The sequence below is a fragment of the Thermococcus litoralis DSM 5473 genome, from assembly GCF_000246985.2.
Taxonomy (GTDB): domain Archaea; phylum Methanobacteriota_B; class Thermococci; order Thermococcales; family Thermococcaceae; genus Thermococcus_A; species Thermococcus_A litoralis.
Genome location: NC_022084.1, coordinates 1,032,166 through 1,056,369 on the forward strand (window position 1 = coordinate 1,032,166; position 24,204 = coordinate 1,056,369).

A 24,204-nucleotide genomic window follows, 5' to 3' on the forward strand; every position below is an offset into this window, starting at 1 on the left:
GCTATGAGGGAGTTCTACCCGACTGGAAAAGCCCTTCAGCTTCTTCTTGCCCTATGGATAGGGGTACTCATAGCTTTCTTTACCCTTCGCTGGGATATGGTATATCTCCTCCTTCCGATACTTTGGCTGTTTTTCATAGCGGTTGCATTTTTTAAACCAAGGCTTGATGTGGAGATTAAGAGAATCCTGCCTCACGACAGAATTCTTGAAGGAGAAGCCGTGGAAGTAAGACTTACCGTAAAGTCCAACGAAAGAATTCCAAGCTTAAAGCTTGTGGATAGCACACCAGAGGAGCTTGAGGTTATTGAAGGTAAGAACGAGTTTTTGCTTTCCCTAAAAAAAGATGAAGTGAGAGAGCTTTCCTACAAGATTAGGGTACGCAGAGGAGTTCATGAGTTTAACTGGATATACTTGAGCTACCAAGATCCATTTGGATTTTTCAAAAGGGGCAAGGTGGTTGAGCTGTATGATGAGCTTATTGGTGTTCCGCTCATAGAAGATGTCATCACTCCTTACTCCACAAAGGGCACGAAAATAACCGTTGGCCCCTTGCCATCTCCGAGAATAGGTGAAGGAGTAGAGTTTCATGCTATAAGGGAATATCAGCCTGGAGATCCTTTCAAGATAATAAACTGGAAGGCAACGGCAAAAATGGGCAAAATAATGAGCAACGAGTATGAGAGCGAGAGAAAAGTTGATGTTGTGATAATAGTGGACGCTGGCTATTTGGGGGGTAGGGTTATAGACTACTCTGTGAGGGCTGCCGCTTCTCTTATGCTTGACTGTCTTAAAAACGGCACGAGCTTTGGTCTTTTGCTTTCGGAGAGCGTCCCCCTATGGGCTAGGGTAGATTATGGAAAAAGGCATTTCTTCAGATGTGTGGACATTCTAAGCACTGCTAGGCCGGATAAAAACAATCTAATTGCCTATCAGGTTGAACATCTTATAAGGACGCGCTTTCCTGCAAATGCCCAAATAATCTACATCTCACCCCTTGTTAGCGAAGAGAGCAGAAAAGCCCTTGAGATGATTTATCACTATGGATACAAGATAATAGTGATCTCTCCAGATCCATATTCGGCCATAGAGCCAAGAAGCAAAGAGGAAGAACTGGCGGTTAAGATGCTAGACCTCAAAAGAAAAGCATACTTGAGGAAGCTTTCCGCCTATGCCCTGATAATAGACTGGGATACCAAAAAGCCTCTTAGAAGTGCCATTGCAGAGGTGATCAAGCTATGAGGATAAAGTTCTCACCGATACCGCTTGTAATCTTGTTTTTCATCCTGCTTAGCTACAAACAGCTCCTCCCGGTCTTAGCACTTGCTCCCCTGGCGTTCCTCTCGTATTTCTTTGGCACATTATTTTTGATGGCCGTTATAGGCTTTCTGGTGTATTACAAGATAGGAGGTGCTCTGGGAGTTCTAATAGTGGCTTTAGCCTTAATCTTTATTGAGTCCGCTTACTTAGATAGGGAAAAAGCTCCCAGAGAGCATTATTTAATCTTGACCGTAGCTTCTCTATTGGCCCTTCCCACATATGCCCTCATAATGGGGCTCTCTTTGGTCATGCCCAAGTTCGAGGTCACTGCAGTTGCCGTTCTTATTCTAATTGCCCTCTATGTATTCTCAAGGATAGTCACGAGTGATTAGATGCTCCAGCTTCCTTTTTTCTTAAGCACCTCTCTTGCCCTCATCAATCCTTGCTTTATGCACTCCTCGAGGTTCTTTTCTCTTGCATAATAAGCTAGAAAGCCGCCAGCAAAAGCATCCCCAGCTCCGGTTGGATCCACGATTTCATCTACTGGAAGAGCATTGAACTTTTTGAAATCTTTCCCGTTATAAAGCAGAACCCCCTTTTCTCCCATGGTTACCACGACGATTTTAGCTCCCCACTTGTGAAGCTTTTCGGCGGCTTTTTTGATGTCCTCTTCTCCGGTTATCGTTTTTGCCTCTCTTTCGTTTGGAAAAACTACCTCCACTTTTGACACTATCTCCTTCATGAGATCTCTTTTTGTCTTGTATTCTTCCATGTATGTCGGGTTGAAATCTAGGGTAACCCTCTTACCTTTTAGTCTTTCTATAGCCTTTAGCTGCTCTTCTGGTGGTATTGGAGAGATATGAAATATTTTCGCATTTAGGTAATCTTCCGGAATCTCTGTTTCGCCCATCTTCTCTGCCACTCCCATCTCCACCGGCGCATCGACGCTCCCGTCTTCGTGGTAGATCATGTATATGTGCATTGTCTTTCCTTCGAGAACGTGAACTCCCTTAATGTCTAGGGTTCTTTCAAGGTTTTTCAGCCACTCCGTGGGGAAGTCCTTCCCAACCTTTGTAACCAATCCCACTTTGGCTCCACTTAGAGCGGCGGAAGTTGCAACAGCGGCAGCTGCCCCTCCTGGGAGGACTATCTCCCTCTTGTCTGGAAAGATTATGTGGTCAATCGCGACATGCCCGAGAACTATCAGATCCATGGCAAGCCCTCTTTGACCTAATTGGGAGGGTTTATTAAAGTTGCCCGAGTTTTTAACAAAAATAAGTTGTATGAAAATTACACAAAAACTTAAAAACAGAGAAGTCTAGTTGGTGTTATGCTTAGGGTAAAAGACCTTGGACAAAAGGAACTTGAGGTGCTTGTGAATTACGTCAGGGGGTTGAGGAATTATGGACTTAGTTATTCTGAAATAGTGGAAAGAGTATATATGGAAAAAGGCGTAAAAATTTCTAAGGCTACGGTTTTAAGATGGTGCAAGGAAAAGCATGAGCCTTTCAATAAAATCAAGCTTCTTGATTTAAGTCCTTCTCCAGCTTTGTCTTATATCTTGGGAGCTTATTTTGGAGATGTCACAATAGGCATTGGCCAAAAATACAAGTACAGAATTCGGCTGAAAGTTGTAGATAGGGAATTTACCGAGGCATTTGCTAAGGCACTTAAAGAGATAGGGGCTAATCCTCGAGTTGGTTATGAAAACGACTCTACAAGAGTTGGTAGATGGTATGTTGAAAGTACTACTAAATCTCTCTACATGTTTTTAAAATAGCCAAAAGATGCTTTGTTTGAAGTTGCAAAGGAATATCCCAGAGAGTTCCTTCGGGGTTTGTTTGACAGTGAGGGTTATGTCTATTTAGACCCAACTACTAAGAAAGTTTCTTATGTTTCGTTGCACAACTACGATTTAGAGCTATTAGAGTTCTCTAAAAGTCTCTTAGCTTTATTGGATATACACTCAAAAATAAGGGTTTCAAAGAAAGCTGGAAGCCCTGTTGTGATCAGAGGCAAACAATACTCCTACAAAAGTGACCTTTATGAGCTTAGGGTATATCGCGTAGAAAGTGTGAGACGTTTTGCCAAGGAAGTTGGATTTACAATACCAAGGAAACAAAATAAGCTTAGAGAATGGTTATCAATAAAGTTTAATGAACATTTATGAACATCAATGCACAAAAATGAGCATGGTAGCGGGGCGAGGATTTGAACCTCGGACCTCCGGGTTATGAGCCCGGCGGGCACTCCTAGCTGCCCCACCCCGCTGCTTGACCCGTTACTTATTAATAAGAAGCCGATTTATAAAATTTGCGGTTTCTTTGTAAGGTTGCATTTGCCTGATTATTTCCTTATGGAACTATATGAGAGAAGTTTTCTTAAATATTTGAGTGTTGGTAGGAGATGATGATAGAGTCGATAGCTTAGAAGAAAAGTTCCAAAAAATATTTAAATTTAAAGTCCTATTTTTTCCGAGGAATCATGTTCAGGAAAAAAAAGAACGCTAGAGGTATATCATGGGAATACATAAAGAAACGGCACTCTACTATAGTTAATGAACTAAAAAGTCTAAGTGGTTGGGATAACATAAAGGCTTCAGTAGTTGAAGCTGAGAGCCTTGGAGAGTATTCTCTTGTCTCGCTCTATGTCGCCACTGAGGTATATAGAGAAACAAGAAGTCAAATTGAGTATCTTTCTGAAAAAGTGGAGAGTATCAATTCTAGATTGGAATCCATTAGATCAGAAAATGCGGAAAAACTTAAGCAGGTGGAAAGGGATATAAAGGAGATAAAAGAAAAGCTGGAAGAGCTTGAAAAACGAACACTTTTCTTGGGCAGCATTGAAAAAATGATTCCTCGATTAACAGAACTAGAAGAAAAATTGGAAGCCTATCCTTCAGAGCTGATAACTAAATTGGAAAAAACATATGGACATAAAATAAATGAAGAGATAAATCAAATAGTACAAGAGAGGTTAAAGCTAATCGAAGAGGATTTAAAAAGAGGAATATTTGGAGTCAGCGTTGACTTAGCAGAAACACTTAAGGAGATTCAAGGTAAATATGAGAAGATTATACTAGAAAACTACACCTTGAGGGAAGAACTCAAAGAAAAGGATCTTCAAATTGCTGAATTAACTCAGCGACTTACGACACTTCAAAAGCAACTGGAAATTGTTAATGACCTAGACAAAAAGCTTGAGAAGTACAGAAAGTTAGCAGAGGAGTTCAGAAGAATGAAAGAGAGTCTAATAAAAATCACGGGAATAGATGATGTGGACATTGCTCTTGAAGAGCTGAAAGAATATGTTCCAAAAACTAAAATTAAACCATTGCTAGATGAAACTAAGAGGTTATTGGCCCAAATAGAGGAGTTGAAAAAGGAAAATGAACAGTTAAGAGAAGAAAATAGGCGTTTAGAGAGCAGTTTGAAGAAGCTTTTAGGAAAAGAGAGCCCAAATTCAGAGTTTTAAGCATGATTTATTCTTCTTGTTCTTTCATTATGAGTTTGGACATGCCATTTTGGATAATTCTTTGAACTAGTGGGCTGGGGTCATCGAGTTCTTCTAATTTTGCTAAAACAATCTTTCTAAACTTGACATTCTTTTCTGCTAGAGAAATTAAGGCCTCTAAGGCACTTGCTTTTACGACTTCGTTTTTTTCCTGGGCCATCATAAGAAGTTTAGGGAGATATGGACTTACATACCCAAAGTTATGCTCTCCCAAAGCCACTATGAAATTAAGCGCTACTAACTTATCATTGGGGTCGCTCGAGAGTAGCATTTCCTTAATATCGGACATAATTGTCATGAGCAGAGAAGGGTTATTCCTCGCTATTTCTTCTATTACATATGCCATATTAATTTTAATTTTCCAGTTTCCTATGTTGTAGTTTGCGAAAAGGAGAGGTATCACTTTTCTTAGTAGGTGTGGATTATTTTTAGCGATTTTTCCAAAGGTTTTAGCTATCTCTTGAGTTAGGAGGGTAGCTTCGCTTTTTCTTATCATCCCCATTAGTTTTGTTATAAGGGGGCTGTAAAGGTCTTCTCTTTTTTCAAGTAACTCAGATATAACAGAGAGGGCATTTTTGGCGACTATCCATAAATCGTCATCTAAACTTCCAATTAGTTCATTAAGATATTTTTCGTTACTTTCGGCTAAAATAAGGATTTTATCCAAATCTTCCCCATTTGCTAAAAGTTCTCTTATGTTTATCTCCTCATCTTCCATTTGACCACCAATACCAATTTCGTGAAACTTATATATAACTCTAACTTCATGAGCAGTAAAGCTATAAGGGGGTGCAAAGATGAAACGCATGCTCATCTTAATAATTTTCGGACTTTTAATTTTTGAGGCGGCTTATGCTCAAGACTCGCCTGTTTTATGGAAAAAACAAGTTTGTGAACATGTAATGGTACAAAAAACTGTTGAAAGTGTTTATGTAGATGGTAGCACATTATATGCGGGTTGTGGTTACGTGGATAGTGTACATGGTGTGCTATGGTATAAAGGAAACATCTCAGCGTTTTCATTAAACGGTACGAGACTATGGACGCAAGAGGTTGGTTTTGTTAGAAAGATTGAAAAAATAAACGGGAGCATCTTAGTGGGAACTGACATAAGTAGGGGGCCAAGCAACTGGTTCGGTACACTGGGCAAAGTTTGGTTGTTATCGGAAAATGGATCCATCATCACGCATAATATAACTTTTGGAAGCTTTTTTGACTTTGATTCTGACGGTGAATTTATTTATATTGGAGATGGCTGGTGGATCGGTGAAGGAAAAGCCAATGAAACATGGGGACGAGTCTACAAGTGGAGGATTAAAAATAACAAGTTCAATGAGGAATGGTTTGTAGAATTAAATGGTACTATTGGACGTGTAAGAGTAGGAGATATCATCTACGCCGGCGCCGGTGCACCCTCAGGATATACCATGAAGCATTATTTTGGGTACATATACGGGATATCAAAAGATGGCAGGTTGCTTTGGAAAATTAATACTACTTGGTGGGTAAGAGACATGGAGATATGGAAAGGCAGTGCGATAGTTGGAACCGGATTTGATAATGTTATCGGGAAGGTTTATCTTGTCGACAAAAATGGTGAAATAAAGTGGCAGAAAGATCTCTTTTACATCGAGGATATAGAAGTCTTTGACAACATAGCATACATTGGAGGGATAAAAGGACAAGAAGGTAAACTGGCTGCCCTAGACTTAGCTAGTAGACAAATAAAGTGGGAAGTTTCTTTTCCCAACCGTGTTAAGGTAGTTAAGAGATACAATGATTATCTGCTCGTGGGCACTGGAGAATTCTCTTATAAACAGGAAAAAAACCAAACAGTTGTGTATAGCGAGGGTAGGCTGTATGTAGTCTCAGCCAATGATGGAAAAATACTAGAAAGTTTTGATACTGGATATGTCAGAAGTATCAGTATCGGAAAAATTGTGGGGATTGGAACAGGTAGTGGAGAAATCTATGCATTTGACCCAGAAAAGTTAATCCCCAAGAATAATTCAATTTGCGGTGTGGGATCTCTTTTGATATTCCTCCTCGCAGGGTTATTATTAGATAGAAAAAGAGGTTAGAGCATTCCCATACCATATTTTACGAGCTTGTTTACAATTTTTTTCCCATTCTTTGTTAAATCAACCACTTTTCTGATCCTGATTATTTTAAGAATTCCCTTATCTATTAATCTGTCATATATTTCCTCAAGTTCTCTTTCATCTATTCCTAAAAACTCATGAGCCTCTAATGGATCAACACCCGAATAAAGTGCCATTAAAAGTTGTTTTTCCATATCATCCAGCTCTTCAAGCTCTTTTAGTTCTCTTTCAATCTCTTCTTGGAACTCCATTTTAATGGTGGGAAATTCTTCTGCTGCTTTTAAAAGTAGCTCTAGAATGTTTCCTCCCCCGTATCTGAGCAGATATCTCAAAATATAAAGCTTGATCTTTTTTCTGGAATATATAAATACGAGACAACGCTCTCTCCTTCGTAGAAATGTTTAATTTTCCAGGCATTAACGAGTTTACCGTCCATTTCTACCTCTTCAATTTCTAGATCTTCCATATCTGAGAAAATCGGGATAGGTGGAGTTTCTTGGGTTGTGATTACAATATTTATCTCTCGCTTTCCAGTTTTTGGTGATTTGTAAGACAAAATCTTTAGAGCTCCGTCGATCCATTTTGCCTCCATGTTAAGAGCTCCGCCCCGAATCCTAGCTAGTTCTATTTTTACTGGACTGCCATTTATCAAAACTTCAAAGAGCTTGTGAATGAAATCCTTGAATTTTTTTTCGTCGTATATCAGGAGATTTTTTCCTATTGTTAATATTACAGTAACTTCTCCTCTAGTTTCTAGGTAAAACTTAAGCCCAAAGTGTTCCTGTTCTGGATCAAGCTTTATTCCATCAGCTATCCGTACTCCAATATCAGTAAGTGCGGAAAATGAAAATGCATCTTCTCCTACAACTTCCCCCATCTTGACATATTTTATTATTAGTCTATCATGTTCAATTACTGCAATTGCATCTCTCCAGTTTATACTACCCTTTCCTTTCCAAGAGGACTGGATTGCAACCTTCACTCTTGTTGTCCCTATTGGCATGTTTTTTCCCTCAGAGCATTCTTAATTCTTCAAGCTGTTTTTCAAGTCCTTTTAATTTTTTTTGAAGTTTTTCCACCTCGTTGGTTAGTTTTACTTCAAGAGGGGTAACCGCAGGATTCTCGTTTCTACTTTCCATAAGTCTGTCTAGGATTTCAACTGCGCTATTAATACTGCTGGTTATTCTTATTAAAGCTTCCTCAGGTGAAAGTTCGAGCGTATTTTTATCCTTTGTTTTTATTGTTATAGGGAGTTTGGTGGCGGCAACATATTTTATTAGCAATTCTAATTGTTCCTTATCTTTTGAAGATGGAAATTTTGCAAGCCACAGTCTTTTGAAGTCTTCCAGCTCATTTAGAACCTTGATTAAGAACATGTTATATTCTTCCGCTGTTACGTATCCTAATGTGTATCCCTTTGCAACGTCAAGTAGCATGAGAAGTCTTTCTTTTTTCTGTTTGGCTTCCTCCATTACATTACTTACTTTGGCATCTATAACTTCCCTAAGCTTTTTCAATAGTTCCTTTTCATCAACTTGTTGTTTTTTTTCTTTGTCGTTTTTGGATGTTGAGAGGGACTTTTTATAAGGGGTGGTAGTTTCTTGGGTTGAAGAAACTTTGAGCATTTCATAGAGTTGTTCGTATTGGGCACTCATAATTTTAGAGACTAATGCCGCTGCTATAATAATACCAGCTATCATCCCCACCAATATAATGCCTGCCGTTAGTAAGTCCATTCGAAGCACCTCCTAAAAATAAATTTAAAGGAATTTTTAAAGTCTGAATCTGGAGACTCTGGCTCTGAGGTTATGAACAACATCCATTAAATCTTCTGCCGCATGTTTTAGCTCTTCTATTGCGGCGGTTTGCTCCTCAACAGCGGAGCTAACTTCCTCAGCACTGGCGGTGGTCTCTTCGGCACTTGCGGCCAAGTTTTCAAGCTCTTTCAAAGCTCTATCAAGCTCTTCCTGTGTTCTGAAAACTTGCTCCTTGACTTGTGTTAATCTTGATCCCGTATCTTGTATAAGTTCAGCTATAGTTGTTAGATACTGGGCAGTTTCCTTTAGCTTTCCGGAGGATTCTTCTACGACCGCTACCCCACTCTTTGTAGCTTCAACAGCGTCGTTTACTTCTTCTGTCATGGTATTAATTATCTCTTTTATGTCATCGGCAGCCTTTTTGCTCTCTTCCGCAAGGTTCCTAATTTCTTGAGCGACAACTGCAAAACCTCTCCCAGCATCTCCAGCTCTGGCTGCTTCAATAGCCGCATTCAAAGCCAACAAATTAGTTTGTTCGGCAATACTTGTAATAACGTTTGTGATTTCCTCAATACGCTTGCTCATCTCGTTCACTTTGCTTACAGCGCTTTCAATAGCTCTCATCGTGTGTTCTATACTCTCTATCTGCTCAGCAGAGGTTTCTCCTTTTGCTTTTCCTTCTTCTGCTATACTAACGACTTCACCTATAGCCTTTTCAAACTCTTCCATAGTTTCAACGGCTTCTTGGTTTACCTCAGAAACTAATCTCACTCCTTCGGTTATCTCGTTGATGCTTTCTTGTTGTCTTTGTGCTTCATGACTTACCTGTTGGACTGCCTCATTTACCTGATTAATCGCCTCGGTGACATCACTAGCAACTTGGGTGAGGACATTAGCTTTCTTTTCAAGTGCATCGGTAATTTCTAGCACACCGCCTATGAGTTTCTTCATATCCTCATTCATCTTTTTAACTGAATTCACGACCTGCATGAGCTCTCCTCTTGCCTCTAAGCTTAATCCATTGCTCAAATCTCCTTGTGCTAAGCGTTCTAGCTTTTTGGTTATTTCCTGCAGAGTTCCTACTACATCTTGAGAAACCGCCTCAAATGCTCTTAATAATGCCCCAATTTCATCGTTTTCTAAGTACCTTATCTTGCTTAGTTTGGATTTTACTTCACTAAGCTTTCCTTCTGCAAGAGAATCTGCAGCAGATTTGAGAATCTCAAGAGGCTTAAGGGTCGATGATGTAATCTTGTATGTAAGAAGAACAATAGCCAATCCACTCAAAACTGATATTCCGATTGTTAGGAGGATTACTTCCCTTAGAGCGTCCTGGACTTTGTCCATTGCCAAATAAATCGGGCCTGCTATATCATCTTGATTTACTACTGCAAAAACTACCCATCCTGTGTTTTTAATTCTCGCAAAACCTGCTATTTTTTCAACGATATTGCCAGTTTCTCTTCCGTTTATAACCTCCTTCCATTGATATGTTGTGTAACCCATGTCTCTACCACTCTGAATCGCTTCTCCAAGAGGCCTCAAGTCGGGATCTTTTGTAAAGTCAAGCTTCATTATATACTCCTTGTTTGGATGAACAAGAACAAGACCCTCTTCATTAGCCACAGCAATGTATCCACTTTTGCCAACATTTATATTTAACGTGTCCTGAACAAGGGTATCTATAAAAACATCGATACCAATAACTCCTATAAGCCTACCGTTTTCATATATGGGAGTGGCATAGGTTATTACCCATTTTCCTGTTGCAGCATCGGCATATGGATCTGTCCACACTCCTTTTCCAGTGGTTGCAGCGGCCTGATACCATGGCCTAACCCTTGGGTCGTACCCTTCTGGGAGTTCATCATCTGGATACATGTACATATTGCCCTCAGTGTCCCCAAAGTAAACGTATGCAATTCTTTTGTCGGCATTTACAATCCATTTAAAGCGCTCTAAAAGCACCGATTTATACTGGGGATCACTTTTTGTGTATTCTTTGTTTGTTTGAATTACAATACTAGAAGCAACTTTTCCTAAGGACTCAATTTCATTGAAAAACCCCCTCGTAATGTCGGGCAACTCCATAAGCAATCCTTGTAGTTAAGTCCCCCGCCTGTTCTATTGTGGGGTTATGAAGTTCTGTTGTTATGTTATGTCCCATTTGCTTTTGAGCATAGAGCATCATTCCCCCGAATATCCCCAACAAAATAACTATCCCAATTAAATTAACCATCACGAGTTTTTTCTTAAACTGCATAGCTTTCACCCCTACAGCGTTGTCTCAAATATTTTTCCGTTTGAAACTTTTCTCATTTTTACCTTTCCGGTTTCAAGATTCAGGGAAATCGTTCTTCCCCCCTTTCCCCCTGTGTCCTCGGCAACAATCTTGATTTTATGCCTTTTTAGTTCTCTTTTTGCAGTTTCAATGTTCCTTTTACCTATCATGAGATTTTCACTTGTGACGTTTTCAAAAATATGGGCGCCTCCAAATATCTTTGCCTCTAGCCTTCTTTTGATTGCACCCAGCTTTGCTAAATCTTTGAGGAGCAACTCTAATCCTGTGTCTACGTATTTTGCCGGATTTCCTCTGTTTCCATAGTACTTTGCCTCTGGAAGGAGGGCATGTAGCATTCCTCCAGCTTTGGTAACTGGATCGTAGAGTGTTATTCCTACACACGATCCTAATCCATATGTGGTTATCACCCCCTTCGCTTTGCTTACAGCATAGTCTCCAATTCCCACTTTTATTTCCTCCAAGGTCATCCCTCTTTGACCTCTTTTTCTAGGCGTGAGATTATCTTCTCAAGTGAAGCTTGAGTTGGTACCAAGTAAAAGTAGCTTTCTATGCCCAACTCCGTTTTTTTGAACTTGTTTTTGAACATGACGACGTTTTCTATATCCTTTAGATCTCCAGAAGCCAGTTCTTTTTCTACATCATAAAGAGTTGATGCTGGAATGGGAGGGGTTAATGAGACGGATTCTCCTATTAACGTCGAAAGAATGTCGGTATATACTGAAATTAGTATATTGCCAACTTCCATGATTGCCGATTTACCCATTTCGTCGAGTTCTTCTATTTGGGATGGATCCATCCCCATGAGTACTGCTGCCAAGGCTGTTGCGCTTTTTTGAGGAAACTGGAGAATTGCAAGACCGTTTAATCCTTCTGTAATGTTAAACATGACGACAAAGCTTTTGGATATTCCATTTTCTGCAAGGGTTTTAAGGAATTCTGCCCTTTTTATCATGTATACCTCCGGCACTTCCATTTCTATGGGTTCACCGAGCATTTGAGAAAGGGACGTTATCCCATGAGAGATTGCAATATTTGAAGCTTCTCTAAAAATATCCTTTTCCCATTCTGAAAACCTCATTACAATCCCTCCATCAGTTTGTTTATGATTTTTTTCATATCTTCAACGTGGGGCATTATGAAGAAATTCTCATGAAATTCTATCTCATTTACTGAGATGTTAGTTCCAATTAAGATCACATAGTCACAATATTGGGCAACATCTACTATTGCAAGATTAAGCACTGCTGGAATGAAATCTATGGCAAGCTGTGGAGGAGTCTGCTCGATTACTATCCCCAAGAACTGTGAGAGGGCATTAGCAAATGCTGAAATTAGTATGTTCCCAATTTCCATTATTGCAGATTGTACCATTTCGTCCATGTCTTTTGTACTTCCTATTTCTTGACCTAACATTATGTCATAAACTTTCATGGCATCTTGAATATCTGTTACAAAAAATGCATGACCGTTGAAATCTCCTCCAAGCCCTACGTACACAATAGCCTTAATATCTTCCCCAACCTCTGTCGGGAGGTATTTTATTGTGCTTACTTTCATATTTGGGACTTTTATGGTAACAGGTTTGTTAATTATCTGGCTGAGGGCATCTGCTGCATGGGAGGCTCCGATATTGAAGGTCTCCAAAAGAGCGCTTTTTTCTAATTCCCCTAAATTCTTTAGATATTCTTCATAATCCACCTGAAATCCCTCCAAAGAGGCTGTTTATATCTATTATTAACACTACCCTGCCATCCCCAAGAATCGTGGCTCCAGCAAATCCTTTGATGTTTGATAACATTTTTCCGAGGGATTTTATGACGATGTCTTTCTTGTTGAGAAGCTCATCAACTCCTATAGCCACCTTTTGGGCTCCTAGGTCTACAACTATTGCTGGGAATTTGTCTTTCTCAATATAATCAACTCCAAAGAGTTCGTGGAGCATGAATACCGGAATTATTTCCTCTCTGAGAACTATTACCTTTTTTCCTCCTATGGTCTTCAACTGGTTTTGCTTTATATCAATGGTTTCCAAGATGTTGTTTATAGGTATTGCATAAGTCTCATTGCTTATTTTTACAAGTAGAGCCTGTATTATAGCCATACTTATTGGTAGCTTTAGTATGAAAGTTGTTCCTTTTCCAACTTCACTCTTTACACTTATGCTCCCATTGAGGGTTTTTATAACATCTTGAACGACATCCATTCCAACTCCTCTTCCAGAAACATCGGTAACTTTTTCAGCTGTACTGAACCCTGGCAGGAAGATAAGGTTTATTGCTTCCTCAGGACGCATCTCTGCGGCCTGTTCAGGTGAAATAAGGCCTTTTTCAATAGCTTTCTTTTTGACTTTTTCGGGGTCTATTCCCTTACCATCATCTTTAACTATGATTAAAATATGGCTTTTTTCTCTTCTTGCTATGAGTTCCACTTTACCAACTCTTGGTTTTCCTTTTGCTACTCTCTCTTCGGGGGGTTCAATCCCATGATCTATAGCATTTCTGAGAAGATGTACCAAAACATCTCCCAGCTTGTCTAGAATAGTCCTATCAACTTCTATATCGCTACCTTCCATTTTGAATTCCACTTCTTTACCGAGCTCCTTTGCAAGCTTTCTCACCATTCTCGGGAATTTGTTGAAAACCTCTGCAACTGGTGTGAGGCGCATTTCCATTATTTCATCTTGGAGTTCTGTCATAAGGTGGGAAGTTGTAGATAGAGTTTCTAGAAGCTCTCTATCTCCCAACCTCTCGGCAATTTGTTCAAGCCTGCCCTTATTAATGACGAGTTCTCCTACGAGGTTCATTAGCTTGTCTAAGTGAAAAACGTCAACTCTTATCATCTTAGAGATTTTTACTCTTCTTCCTGCATCAACTTGTGATTTTAGATTCTTTGCCTCTCTTTTATCTGCAGAGTGAATTTCATTGAGTTTATTTCCCTCAAAGATTTCCACTTTTTCAACGTCTGGGTGTTTTAATATTAGTTGTGTTATATTGTCTTTTTTCTCATTTGTGTACAGCAGGACTCCAAAATATTTTCCATCAATAAGTTCCTCCTTTTCCAGTTTGTTGGGTTCTGGAAAGACTTTTTTTAGGTTGCCTATCTTTTTTAAATCTTGCACTATAAGAAAACTCCTTACTCCCTTTAGTGGGGCTTCTTTCTCCATTGTAATTTTTATTGTGTATTCGTTTGCCTTTTTTTCGGGATTTTCCTCTTGGGTGTTCTCTTTGACGTTTTCTACAATCACTTCTCTAACTTCAGGGTGTCTCGTTATTTTCTCTTTTATCTCTTCTGGGGATAGAGATGTCATGACTATGAATTCGAGAGAGTCCCCTGTGAAGTTTCCTTCTTCGATTATCTCTCTTTCCGGAATAGTGCCAAAAATCTCGCCAATTTCTTCTAGATCAGTAAGAATTAAAAAGGCTCTTACATTTTTTAATTGAGCGTCATCTTGAAAGAGTACTTTAATGTGATATTTATCTCCTCTTACATGTGGTGCTTGTTCATGAATAACTGCTGTTTCTTTTTCACTGATATCTTGGTGCGATTTCTCTTCGGTCGTTCCCTCCAGATTGCCCTTTAGCAATTTGTCAGCTTTCTCAAACAGAGGGGAAACATCAACATTCTCATCCCCAGAACCAGCTTCGATATCGTAGATCATTTTTTCAATTGCATCAAGAAAATCTATAACAAGATCAACGATTTCTGGAGTTATGTCAATTTCACCGTTTCTTACCGCATCGAGGAGATTTTCCATTTTGTGGGCAGTTTCACTAAGTCTCATAAATCCCATTGTAGCTGCCGTTCCTTTCAACGTATGTGCATCTCTGAATATCTGATCTATAAGCTCTTTTTTCTCTCGTTCATCTCCTCCCTTTTTTACTATCTCCTCCAAAGAGATAACTGCATTGCTTATGCTGTCGATTCTGTCTCTTGCGTCGGCCAAAAATTCATCAAGGTATTGGGAGAGATCTTCCATAAAATCACCCCGCAAGTATCTTCTTTTCAGCTCTTATGATGGTTTCAGCTATTTTATCCAGTGGAACAACGTAGTCCACAACTCCTAATTCTATAGCGGCTTTTGGCATTCCGAAGATTATGGAAGTTTCTTTGTCTTGGGCTATTGTTATTCCCCCTCTTCTCTTTATCTCTGCTAATCCTTGAGCACCATCTCTTCCCATTCCGGTCATAACAACTCCAATAGTTTTTCTACCAAAGAGTCTTGCAACACTTATCATCATTGGATCTGCAGCTGGTCTGACCCCATGAACTTTGGGTCCTTTGTTTAAGGCAATTCGAGGTTTTCCTGCTCTTATTGTGATTTCCATGTGAAAACCTCCAGGCGCTACGTAAGCTTTTCCTTCCTCTACCAGATCACCATCCTCTGCTTCCTTTACATCAATTTTCGAGACTCTATCCAGCCTCTGAGCGAATGACTTAGTAAAACCTGGGGGCATATGCTGGACTATTAATATGCCAGATTTTATCTCTGCTGGGAGCTTTGGTATGACCCTCAAAAGAGATTGGGGGCCGCCTGTAGAAGCGGCTATCGCAATGATACTTCTCGCTGCATCTTTCTTTTCTCTTATTCTCTTTTGAGATTCTAGTAATCTAATTCTCCTGAATTTTAGGAATCTTGGAGGTATCTTGGCAGCTTCCTTTATCTTAGCTATTATCTCAGACCTGAGTTCGTTTATCCCAGTGGAAAAACGAGAGGAAGGTTTGGGAATAAAATCAACTGCTCCATATTCGAGAGCTTTAATAGTGGCATCTGCTCCTTCTTGTGTTAAGGAGCTTATCATTATTACAGGAGTGGGGTATTTGCTCATTATGAACTTTAAAGCATCTAGACCATTCAACTGCGGCATCTCGATGTCTAGAGTTATAACGTCGGGTTTTAGTGTTTTAACGGCTTCTATAGCTTCGATACCATTGCGGGCTTCACAGCATACTTCGAGTTCTGGGTCTGAGTTTATTATGTCCTTTAGTACTCTCCTGATAAAGGGTGAGTCATCTACTACTAGCACTCTGATTTTTCTGCTCACTTACAAACCCCCATCAGGAGGATAGTACTCTGTTTACTTCCTCTATGACCTTGGGGGCTTGGAAAGGCTTTACAATGTAACCCTTTGCCCCGCTTTTTAGAGCTTCCATGACCTTTGCTTCTTGACCTACAGCAGTAATCATAATTATCTTTGCGTTAGGATCTATTTTCATGATCTCTTTCACCGCACTGATTCCATCCATCTCTGGCATGACAATGTCCATAGTAACTAAATCCGGCTTTAGTTCTTTGTATTTCTCAACCGCTTCTTTTCCATTTCCTGCTTCTCCAACTACCTGGTGTCCAGCTTGAACGAGTATCTTTTTTACCAGCATTCTCATAAAAGCCGCATCATCAACTATCAATACCTTGGCCATAATAGCCCACCTCCAAATTTTTCTTGTAAATTCTTGAAGGCAGATCATACAGCTTAAAAAGGTGAGAGGCATTTCCGAGGATAGTTTCTGTTTTTCCAAGTATTAGATACCCATGATTTTCAAGGGCTTCGTACATCTGTCTGAAAACCTTCTCTTGAGCTTCCTTTTCCATATAAATGAGAACGTTCCTCAAGAATATGACATCAAAGCCCTTAGGGTACGCTCTGCTGAAGAGATTAAAATGCTGGAACTTAACCAATTTCCTAAGTTTCGGCAGAACACGATAGAACTCATCGCTCTTTAGGAAGTACTTGTTTATAACGTGTTTTGGAATATTTTTCTCCACCACCTCAACTGGGTAAACACCTTTGATCGCTATCTGCAGAGCTTCACGGTCTATGTCAGTCCCAAGTATTGAGATTTTAAAACCCTTGAGGTCGTCTCCCAAGGTTTCATAGAGGCTGATAGCTATAGAATATGGTTCCTGTCCGGTTGAACATGCAGCGCTCCAAATCTTTATAGAGCGGCTGTTTGCTTCTCGTTTATATCGGATTAACTCTGGAATTATCTTTTTTTGGAATGTTCTCCAAACTGGTGGATCTCTAAAAAATTCGGTTACGTTTATTGCAACTGTTAAAATTAGGTTATTTAACTCCTGACGATTCTTTCTGAGTAACTGGTAGTACTCCATGGTGTTTGAAATTCCGAGTTTTCTCATTCTGGCCTGGATTCTCCTTTTTAAGTATGTATCTTTGTAGGCATCTCCACTAACTCCTAAATGTTTAAATAGTTCAGCTTTTATGAGTTCATATCCGCGGTCTCTTAAGATCATGTTTTTGCCCCCACTGTTGGAAATTTTTTAATACATCTTTGGAACCTTTGAGTGGTTATATAATCTTTTGTAAAATACTCTAAAAATCCTTTATGTGTATATATTTATGTATGTGATAGTGCAGGTTCTGAAAAAAGTTATAACTAACACTAACAATATTATTGCCAAACAAATACCTAACAGATCCAAAGTGGGGGAGAGCCATGGGAGAGATTCAGGTAGTTGCCTTCCGAGTTGGGAACGAAGAATTCTGTCTGGATATTTCGAAAGTTAGGGAAATAAAAGAAATGATGCCAATTACAAGAGTTCCAAATGCTCCCGAGTATACTGAAGGGGTCATGAACCTTAGAGGACAGATAACCACAGTAATAAATCTGAAAAAGAAACTTGGTTATTACGATGATGAGCCCTTAGATGACAAAAAGATAATTTTAGCCGAGGTAAAGGATGAGATAGTGGGAATAATCGTTGATGCAGTTTCAGACGTAGTTACCCTCACGGATGACCAAATTGAACATCCGCCAAAAACACTAGTCTCAAGAATGGATACGCGTTTTATAAAAGGGATAGCGAAAATAAATAATGGCGAAAGGCTGTTAATAATGATAGATCTGGATAAGCTTTTTGGGGAAGAATGGTAACTACAACTCCAGCTCCTTTAGAAGAGCTTCTAATTCCTTTTTTGATTTAATCGTTGGGTCTTCAAGTTCCATTTTTTGACCAAGCCTGGACATAAGGTTCTCCAGTTGCATTTCTAGCTGTTTCAACTCTTCGAATTGTATCTTTAACTTTTCATAAAATTCTTTTTCTATGGGGGTTACTGGAATAGGGGTGTCCAATGTTTCGGCTATTTTGTCAACTTTGCCTATCATTGAATATATCCTGTGGTGTATTTCTATAAAACTTTTTTCGGGATTAAGTTCTTTTATTTGCCCGTTTTTTTCTACTTTCATTGGCAGATCAAGGCGTTTGAGTTCTAAGATAATATCTCTAAACTGGCTGTAGATTTTTTTCTTCTGGGTGAGAAACAATAGCAAGCTTTCTGAGATTCTTGAGGAGCTCTATTATGTTGTTCCTTAACTTGTAAAACTCCTCTTGGCCTTTCTCAGTAAGGACATATATCTTAGCTATGTCTCTAAGGGAGAGAAGTCCTTTTTTTAACTCAAGCAATCCTTTTTGGATCTTTTCTGGCTTTAAATTAACAGAGAATGAGAGTATCTCCATGAATTCTTGAAGCTCTTGTTCTTTTCTCTGTTCAATCATCTCTTCCAATAGTTCAATTTCCCCTTCTACCTCTCTTATTAGACTATTTTTGACCTCATCTTTCAGTTTATCAAGTTCCTTTTGAAGAAATTCTTGAGTTTTATGTATTTCACTTTTTAAGTAACTAATTTCATTTTTAATAAACTTGAGCTCTTTTTCTCTGTTATTTCCGTAAGTTGCTTGTTCTTTTAATATTTTTTCCAATTTTGAAATCTTTTGTTCTAGATTTTTGATCTTCCATGATTCATATTCATCAAGCTCTTCAACTTTATTTTCTTTTAAATGTTCAACATCATGCTGTAGTAAGGCAATTTGGGAGGTTAGTTCTTCTTTTATGTGTTCGACTTCCTCCATTGAAGATTGCACACTTCTTTTGACATCAAAAAAATGTGAAATTACCTTGTTTACATTATCTTTAACATAATATGCCAAGGCTAAAACAAATATTATCGCAACTATGGAAAGATACTCAATCATTGTTGTATCCTCCAATGACTAAACTAACCATTATTTTTAGCTTATTTTTTAAAAGGTTTATTGTAAATTATCTGTGTGAATTTGCACAATGAAAATTTTATTGAACTTTAAACAAATTTTTGAGAATACCTTTACAAACCTCTATGGCACACGTGATAATATCCCTCTGCGGCTATTATTTCGTTAAATTCTACCATTAGATACATAGTGTTTTTCCAATATTTTGATTGCGGAGATTATATGATACTTTAGATATTTTGGGATTTTGTTGAATAATATGCAATGATTTCCGAAAAGTTTAAATATATTGCATTGATCTAATAATATTGCTGGAATGACCTCAGTGTTTGAATCACCACTCAGCATTAAATCGTGTGTCTCAAGGTGTTACTTAAAAGTTATGACATTGGCAAAGATGTACATAAGTACGTCTCGTGAAATCCACATCAAGGGGGTAGATACATGGCTCTTCATATAAACCCACACATATTGCGCTCCCTTCATAGAAGTGAGCTTCGGCGTCGAATATTGCTCTATCTATATCAGCTCTACCCTTCTGCTACTTATCTTTCGGAGATAGCAAGGGTGGTCGGTTCTGATCCATCAAACGTTCGAGGAGCCCTTGTGGGGCTTGGCAATAGATACAATGGTGAAAGTTCTCTCGTGTATCTAGGACTTGTTGAAGAAATTTCTAATAATGGCTTTAAATACTATAGGCTCACGGAATATGGAAAGAAAGTAGTAGAATATCTTAAATCTTACTACACTTATTACCGAAAATTTATGTGAGGTGGACATAATGAACGTATCTCTGATTGAGACACTGGATACAAATCTGCAAGTTATGATAGATACTGCCCTCCTTTATACTATGCAGGTTGGCATGAAATACAACGTCTTTAAGGCTCTTTCGGAGAAAGATACGAGAAAGGCTCTTGAAGAGATAGAGATTCAAAACAAAAGTCTTCTAGAGAAATTTCTCAAAACATTAAATGAACTTGGAGTTGTTCATGAAACTTCAGAAGGACCCAGATTAAATCGATTTTTTTACGAGGTAAAGATTTTTAGAGAGAATTACAAACAGATAATCCCTGATTGGATAAAATTTTTAGAAAAAATATACGAAATGGTAGATTATGCTTTTATAACTGCAGACCATCCTTATGTGTCTATGGATTTTGACAAAGACGCTGATTTTTGGGACATGAGGATGAAATCGAACTTTGCATCCCTATATCGAAAAATAATAATTGATCTCGGTAAAATCTCTTCAAACACAGAGATAATCGATATTGGATGCGGCTCAGTTTCTCCTATAGAGTTTGCCGGGCAGATAGGACCTAATGGGTATTACCTTGGTGTGGACTATTCTTCAGCTCTTTTAGAAATAGCCAAGTCGAGAGTAGAAGAAAAGGGCTACGATTGGGTATCTTTAAAAGAAATTGATGCACGCTTGATAAAACCTTCCCATAGATACGATGTAGCTGTACTTAGCTTTGTCTTGGAGTACATTAATGACAGAAGAAGAGTTATAAAAAGGGCAGTTGAATCTTTAAAAGAAGGCGGTAAGATTATTATAATTGAACCGTTCAGAGATAGTTTCGAAAATCTCCCTGCATTGGAATTTTTTGAAGGCTTGAATAAGGATTTTGTTGGATATCCAACTAGGGCTGAAATATCTACCATACTAGAAGAAGAAGGTTTTGACGTTAGTGTGGAGTCTCCAGGTAAGGGTGTTATGGTTATACGGAAACTTTAGCTGTTTTTACGTTTTATTCTTTCAAAAATTTTGTCACTTTTTGGTCGTGATTAACCTTTCCTACACCTATACCTACATATTCAAATACACAACTAAAAACAAAAAAACCATTTATAATTCAACTTTTTTAGATTACAATTGAAGAACTTCCAAGGAGGTGCCTTGGTAATGAAAGTTAGAACAAGAAGAGGTGCTGTTGGTATTGGCACCTTGATAGTGTTTATTGCCATGGTGCTGGTGGCTGCAGTTGCTGCAGCAGTGCTCATTAACACCAGCGGGTTCCTCCAACAAAAAGCCTCCAGCACAGGCAGACAGACAACACAAGAAGTAGCAAGCGGTGTTAAAGTTACCAGCGTCGTTGGTTATGTTCCAACCAACGGAAATAAAATCACAAAACTTGCAATTTATGTCTCACCAAACGCAGGAAGCTCAGGAATAGACTTGCTTAACACGAAGATTGTGCTCTCAAATGGAAGTGTTGAGGCTCTCCTCAAATACGGAGGTGCTAACATTACCGGACTAAACATTGCAAACTTCACCTCTGGAGGCTACGTATATGCCAATGCAACCCAGTTTGCAAGTGCACTTGGATTAACAGAGTACATTCTTAATGCTGCATCCCTCTCAAGTCTTGATTCATACTACGTCAACATGAGCAAATTACAGGCAGATGGCATACTCCAATTTGGCCAAGATGCAACAAGTGGAAACATTACCTGGATATACTTCAACAAACCACAATTCACAAAGGGACCAATCCCAGGCATCTTTGATGGAGGCATTGACTACACAAGTGATACCTCACTTCAGATAGTAAATAGTACCCTAACCCAAGAAGCAGCAGTTTCATGGCCAGAGTTCGTTTGGAAAGCACTTGATGCTACTAGATTTGGTGTAATTGGAATACAGGACTATGATGAATCACTCCAAAGAGACACCCCAACCATCAATCAAGGAGACATAGCTATCTTAGGCGTTGACGTTGAGGCGCTGTTCAATGGTATTCCAGTAAGAACAAAGATTACAGGTGAAGTTATTCCCGAATTCGGCGCTCCTGCTGTAATTGACTTCACAACACCAAGCACATACACCGATAACGTGGTAGACTTGCAGTGAAGCTTTTTATGGTTTCATTCATAAATTTTTTGAGTTTTTTATTTATGCTTTTAAGGAGGTGAAAAAGTGAAAAGGCAAGGTGCCGTCGGCATTGGAACGCTGATAGTCTTCATTGCCATGGTATTGGTAGCTGCAGTTGCTGCAGGAGTGCTTATAAGTACAAGTGGTTACCTTCAGCAGAGAGCGCAAGCGGCTGGAAGGGAAACAACTCAAGAAGTCTCAAGTGGTATAAAAGTACTCCACGTGTACGGATATGTAAACGGCACAGTACCGAGTGGTAAGAATATAACAAGAATGGTAATTTACGTCTCTCCAAATGCCGGCTCAGGGGGTATTGATCTCAGCAACGTCAAAGTAATGCTCACAAACAATGACCGCATGGTTGTTTACACTTATCCAAATGCCTCTGCCTTGAACAATGGAACGTTCTTTTACAAAGGGCCAATTATGGACGTGTTTGGCGGGGAGGTAGAGAACAAGTTATCATCAATAAATAGCTACAACACTACCAATAATGTTACTTCCCTCTGGGAGAACTTGGCATACTTGACAAAAGACGAGAAAATTCCCGCCTTTGGCATAATAGTAGTCCAAGATTCCGATGGAAGTTTAGTCAAAGAACATCCAACACTCAGCTGGGGAGATATAACAGTAATAGCTCTATGGACGATTCCATTTGATAACGACGAGGATCCATTAGACGGTTTTGGAATTCCTCCGAGTACTAAAGTAATCGGAAAGGTAATTCCAGAAACGGGAGACGATGGTGATATTGAATTCGTAACTCCTGCAACATACACAACAAAAATCGTTGAACTACAATAACGGTGGTTAAAATGGCACTTGAATTTCTTTCATCTCTTTTTAGCAAAAAGAAAAAGCAACCTTCAGTGAGTGAAAGCGAAACGGAGGAGCTAATAGATGAGCTTGAGGAGAGAATGGAGAGAAGAGAAGAAGAGGAGATGATAAATCAAGTAATGGAAAGGCTCAGCGAAGTTGAAAACGAAGTTCCAAGAATAAAAATAAGTATTGACACACTGAAAAAGCAGTTTCAGGAAGTGAGGGAAGATATTGAAAGACTAGAAAAGACCATAAAGGACATTATGATGCTGTATGAAGTTATTTCCCAGGAAATCAACCCTTTCAAAGAGCAACTGATGCAAGAAAACCCCCTTTCACAAGAACTACATGAAGTGAAGCAAGAGATCGAGAGCCTCAAGATGGAACTTGCCCAAATAAAAAATGACATAAGAGTATTAGCAGGCTATGGTGTTGATATTGATTCAATAATATATGATGTTCTCTCGGAGGTGTAGGCATGGAGGACGGGAGGTACATAACAGAGGCAGACATAAATGCCAAGCTTTCAGAGCTAAGAGGAAAAGTACCTTCAGTAGTTATCAATGATCTCAGGGAAAAGCTAATGGCTAAAAGAGACCAGCTTACCTACGATCAGCTGGAAAAAATAATTCAGAGGGTACTTGATACTTATGGAAGTCAATCCGCTAAGTATGAGCAGATAAGTAAAAGGGTTGATGAACTGGGCAACAGGCTGGGTGAATTAAGTGCTCAACTTTCGAGATTGGTAGAGAGCTTGGAGGAAGCCAAATTTAATATCCACGAAAAAAGAGCGGAGGTATTAGAAGAGAAAGTAGAGAATATCAAAGAAAAGCTTGAAAGCCTAGATGAAGAACTAGAAAGTCCAGAAGAAGACAAAAAAATTATTGAAGTACTTGAGGAAATCCCAGAAAAAATTGAGGAACTACAAGAGAAAATTGAACAGGCTGTGGAAAAAACCCAAAGAGAAGGTTTCTGAAGAAGAGGTACCTATTGGGGAAATTAATGAGGAATTTCCTGCTCATGAGAATATTGTTGAAATTGAAGAACTTCCCCAGGAGGAAGTTGAAAAGATGGAAACTTTTGAAACTCCTGCGGATGTTGCTGAGGGGGGTGAAGTTGAGATGTCAGAAAAGAAGTTTGAAGTTCCAGAGGACATAGCAAGCTTATTATTTGCCGAAGAACCTAAAAAAGCGAGGTTAGAAACGCTTCCCGAGGACATTGTCTCAACGATGATAGCTCTTAAGTGGCTTGGATTCCTTATAGATAGGGTCGGTATTCAGAACTTGGAAAGTGTTCTTGAGTTTTACTACGACATCGGGTGGATAAGCGAAAGAGTTCTGAATGCCTTGTTGAGATATGCAAAGGGAACCAGACCTCATCACAGAGACCCAGAATGGAAGCCTTCTGAGAAGCTTACGGTTCAGGATCACTTAATATCATTGCTCTTCATCGAGAGACTTAGGGGATTAAGAATAACGAGGGATGTACTTGATAAACTTGAAAGAGAAGTTAAAATCTTAGAGAAAACGCTGGATGAGTTCTACGGGGTCTAATGAGATAGGGTGTCG

Annotated in this window: 28 protein-coding genes, 1 tRNA gene and 1 pseudogene; 13 read left to right on the forward strand and 17 right to left on the reverse strand. The window is 39.1% G+C overall.

Annotated features, from left to right (window positions below):
* Positions 1 to 3 precede the first annotated feature (3 nt).
* Together OCC_RS05575 and OCC_RS05580 are read left to right on the forward strand one after the other, a co-directional pair.
* The gene (locus tag OCC_RS05575; protein ID WP_004069997.1) at positions 4 to 1,239 is read left to right on the forward strand and encodes a DUF58 domain-containing protein; all 1,236 of its coding nucleotides are present in this window, start codon (positions 4 to 6) and stop codon (positions 1,237 to 1,239) included.
* Positions 1,236 to 1,649, forward strand: coding sequence for a hypothetical protein (locus OCC_RS05580; RefSeq protein ID WP_004069996.1), 414 nt, complete (start codon positions 1,236 to 1,238; stop codon positions 1,647 to 1,649). The genes OCC_RS05575 and OCC_RS05580 overlap by 4 nt, the downstream gene beginning before the upstream one ends.
* Here the strand turns inward: OCC_RS05580 and OCC_RS05585 are convergent.
* Positions 1,646 to 2,470 (reverse strand): carbohydrate kinase family protein, encoded by an 825-nt coding sequence (locus OCC_RS05585; protein ID WP_004069995.1) that lies wholly within the window; start codon positions 2,468 to 2,470, stop codon positions 1,646 to 1,648. The two genes, OCC_RS05580 and OCC_RS05585, sit on opposite strands and share 4 nt — an antisense overlap.
* A 117-nt stretch (positions 2,471 to 2,587) precedes the next feature.
* Between OCC_RS05585 and OCC_RS12785 the strand changes: the two genes are divergently transcribed.
* Positions 2,588 to 3,037, forward strand: coding sequence for a hypothetical protein (locus OCC_RS12785; RefSeq protein WP_020953685.1), 450 nt, complete (start codon positions 2,588 to 2,590; stop codon positions 3,035 to 3,037).
* Between the two features lie 12 nt (positions 3,038 to 3,049).
* A complete protein-coding gene (locus OCC_RS12790) occupies positions 3,050 to 3,427 on the forward strand; it encodes an LAGLIDADG family homing endonuclease (RefSeq protein WP_020953686.1) in 378 nt (125 codons plus the stop codon).
* A gap of 23 nt (positions 3,428 to 3,450) precedes the next feature.
* Here the strand turns inward: OCC_RS12790 and OCC_RS05595 are convergent.
* Positions 3,451 to 3,528: transfer RNA gene (locus OCC_RS05595), tRNA-Met, on the reverse strand.
* Positions 3,529 to 3,741: 213 nt separating this feature from the next.
* On the opposite strand from OCC_RS05595, the gene OCC_RS05600 reads away from it, so the two are divergent.
* Positions 3,742 to 4,731: a hypothetical protein gene (locus tag OCC_RS05600; protein ID WP_004069994.1), complete on the forward strand. Its 990-nt coding sequence runs from the start codon at positions 3,742 to 3,744 to the stop codon at positions 4,729 to 4,731.
* Positions 4,732 to 4,738: 7 nt separating this feature from the next.
* Here the strand turns inward: OCC_RS05600 and OCC_RS05605 are convergent, their stop codons facing one another.
* A complete protein-coding gene (locus tag OCC_RS05605) occupies positions 4,739 to 5,488 on the reverse strand; it encodes a PH0542 domain-containing protein (RefSeq protein ID WP_004069993.1) in 750 nt (249 codons plus the stop codon).
* A gap of 79 nt (positions 5,489 to 5,567) precedes the next feature.
* On the opposite strand from OCC_RS05605, the gene OCC_RS05610 reads away from it, so the two are divergent.
* Positions 5,568 to 6,851: a PQQ-binding-like beta-propeller repeat protein gene (locus OCC_RS05610; RefSeq protein WP_004069992.1), complete on the forward strand. Its 1,284-nt coding sequence runs from the start codon at positions 5,568 to 5,570 to the stop codon at positions 6,849 to 6,851.
* Here OCC_RS05610 and OCC_RS12795 read toward each other — a convergent pair.
* Genes OCC_RS12795 through OCC_RS05660 form a run of 12 tightly spaced genes read right to left on the reverse strand, consistent with a single transcriptional unit; the run spans position 6,848 to position 17,181 of the window.
* A complete protein-coding gene (locus OCC_RS12795) occupies positions 6,848 to 7,204 on the reverse strand; it encodes a hypothetical protein (protein WP_020953687.1) in 357 nt (118 codons plus the stop codon). The genes OCC_RS05610 and OCC_RS12795 overlap by 4 nt on opposite strands.
* Positions 7,201 to 7,875 carry a CheF family chemotaxis protein gene (locus OCC_RS05615; protein WP_020953688.1) on the reverse strand — a complete coding sequence of 225 codons (675 nt, stop codon included), beginning with the start codon at positions 7,873 to 7,875 and terminating at the stop codon, positions 7,201 to 7,203. Before OCC_RS05615 ends, OCC_RS12795 begins: the two co-directional genes overlap by 4 nt.
* Before the next feature lie 10 nt (positions 7,876 to 7,885).
* Positions 7,886 to 8,608: a hypothetical protein gene (locus OCC_RS05620; protein WP_004069991.1), complete on the reverse strand. Its 723-nt coding sequence runs from the start codon at positions 8,606 to 8,608 to the stop codon at positions 7,886 to 7,888.
* 36 nt (positions 8,609 to 8,644) lie between these two features.
* Positions 8,645 to 10,720, reverse strand: a complete 2,076-nt coding sequence (locus tag OCC_RS05625; protein WP_004069990.1) for a methyl-accepting chemotaxis protein — start codon at positions 10,718 to 10,720, stop codon at positions 8,645 to 8,647.
* Entirely contained in the window at positions 10,683 to 10,892 is a 210-nt protein-coding gene (locus OCC_RS12800) for a hypothetical protein (RefSeq protein ID WP_004069989.1), read from the reverse strand. The genes OCC_RS05625 and OCC_RS12800 overlap by 38 nt, the downstream gene beginning before the upstream one ends.
* Positions 10,893 to 10,903: 11 nt before the next feature.
* Entirely contained in the window at positions 10,904 to 11,398 is a 495-nt protein-coding gene (locus tag OCC_RS05630) for a chemotaxis protein CheD (protein ID WP_004069988.1), read from the reverse strand.
* Positions 11,395 to 12,009, reverse strand: a complete 615-nt coding sequence (locus OCC_RS05635; RefSeq protein WP_004069987.1) for a chemotaxis protein CheC — start codon at positions 12,007 to 12,009, stop codon at positions 11,395 to 11,397. Before OCC_RS05635 ends, OCC_RS05630 begins: the two co-directional genes overlap by 4 nt.
* Positions 12,009 to 12,629, reverse strand: a complete 621-nt coding sequence (locus OCC_RS05640) for a chemotaxis protein CheC (protein ID WP_004069986.1) — start codon at positions 12,627 to 12,629, stop codon at positions 12,009 to 12,011. Before OCC_RS05640 ends, OCC_RS05635 begins: the two co-directional genes overlap by 1 nt.
* Positions 12,619 to 14,907 (reverse strand): chemotaxis protein CheA, encoded by a 2,289-nt coding sequence (locus tag OCC_RS05645; RefSeq protein WP_004069985.1) that lies wholly within the window; start codon positions 14,905 to 14,907, stop codon positions 12,619 to 12,621. Before OCC_RS05645 ends, OCC_RS05640 begins: the two co-directional genes overlap by 11 nt.
* A 4-nt stretch (positions 14,908 to 14,911) precedes the next feature.
* Positions 14,912 to 15,973, reverse strand: coding sequence for a protein-glutamate methylesterase/protein-glutamine glutaminase (locus tag OCC_RS05650; protein ID WP_004069984.1), 1,062 nt, complete (start codon positions 15,971 to 15,973; stop codon positions 14,912 to 14,914).
* A 13-nt stretch (positions 15,974 to 15,986) separates the two neighbouring features.
* On the reverse strand, positions 15,987 to 16,349 hold the full coding sequence (locus OCC_RS05655) for a response regulator (protein ID WP_004069983.1): 363 nt from the start codon (positions 16,347 to 16,349) through the stop codon (positions 15,987 to 15,989).
* The gene (locus tag OCC_RS05660) at positions 16,327 to 17,181 is read right to left on the reverse strand and encodes a CheR family methyltransferase (protein ID WP_004069982.1); all 855 of its coding nucleotides are present in this window, start codon (positions 17,179 to 17,181) and stop codon (positions 16,327 to 16,329) included. The genes OCC_RS05655 and OCC_RS05660 overlap by 23 nt, the downstream gene beginning before the upstream one ends.
* 203 nt (positions 17,182 to 17,384) lie before the next feature.
* Here OCC_RS05660 and OCC_RS05665 point away from each other — a divergent pair, with 203 nt between their 5' ends.
* A complete protein-coding gene (locus tag OCC_RS05665; protein WP_004069981.1) occupies positions 17,385 to 17,822 on the forward strand; it encodes a chemotaxis protein CheW in 438 nt (145 codons plus the stop codon).
* Here the strand turns inward: OCC_RS05665 and OCC_RS05670 are convergent, their stop codons facing one another.
* Both OCC_RS05670 and OCC_RS05675 read right to left on the reverse strand, forming a co-directional pair.
* Entirely contained in the window at positions 17,823 to 18,053 is a 231-nt protein-coding gene (locus OCC_RS05670; protein ID WP_148290413.1) for a hypothetical protein, read from the reverse strand.
* Positions 18,054 to 18,171: 118 nt separating this feature from the next.
* Complete coding sequence (locus OCC_RS05675; protein ID WP_020953690.1) at positions 18,172 to 18,921, reverse strand: hypothetical protein; 750 nt, start codon at positions 18,919 to 18,921, stop codon at positions 18,172 to 18,174.
* A gap of 462 nt (positions 18,922 to 19,383) precedes the next feature.
* Here OCC_RS05675 and OCC_RS05680 point away from each other — a divergent pair, with 462 nt between their 5' ends.
* The 6 genes and pseudogenes from OCC_RS05680 to OCC_RS05710 all read left to right on the forward strand — a co-directional run bounded on the left by OCC_RS05680 (position 19,384) and on the right by OCC_RS05710 (position 24,189).
* Complete coding sequence (locus tag OCC_RS05680) at positions 19,384 to 19,710, forward strand: helix-turn-helix domain-containing protein (protein WP_004069980.1); 327 nt, start codon at positions 19,384 to 19,386, stop codon at positions 19,708 to 19,710.
* Positions 19,711 to 19,720: 10 nt separating this feature from the next.
* A complete protein-coding gene (locus OCC_RS05685) occupies positions 19,721 to 20,680 on the forward strand; it encodes a class I SAM-dependent methyltransferase (RefSeq protein ID WP_004069979.1) in 960 nt (319 codons plus the stop codon).
* Between the two features lie 168 nt (positions 20,681 to 20,848).
* Positions 20,849 to 21,796: a flagellin gene (locus tag OCC_RS12970; protein WP_004069978.1), complete on the forward strand. Its 948-nt coding sequence runs from the start codon at positions 20,849 to 20,851 to the stop codon at positions 21,794 to 21,796.
* A gap of 66 nt (positions 21,797 to 21,862) precedes the next feature.
* On the forward strand, positions 21,863 to 22,621 hold the full coding sequence (locus OCC_RS05700) for a flagellin (protein WP_004069977.1): 759 nt from the start codon (positions 21,863 to 21,865) through the stop codon (positions 22,619 to 22,621).
* Between the two features lie 11 nt (positions 22,622 to 22,632).
* Positions 22,633 to 23,112: a flagella accessory protein C gene (locus OCC_RS05705; protein ID WP_004069976.1), complete on the forward strand. Its 480-nt coding sequence runs from the start codon at positions 22,633 to 22,635 to the stop codon at positions 23,110 to 23,112.
* A gap of 2 nt (positions 23,113 to 23,114) precedes the next feature.
* Positions 23,115 to 24,189 (forward strand): annotated as a pseudogene (locus OCC_RS05710) (FlaD/FlaE family flagellar protein).
* The last annotated feature ends 15 nt before the right edge of the window (positions 24,190 to 24,204 follow it).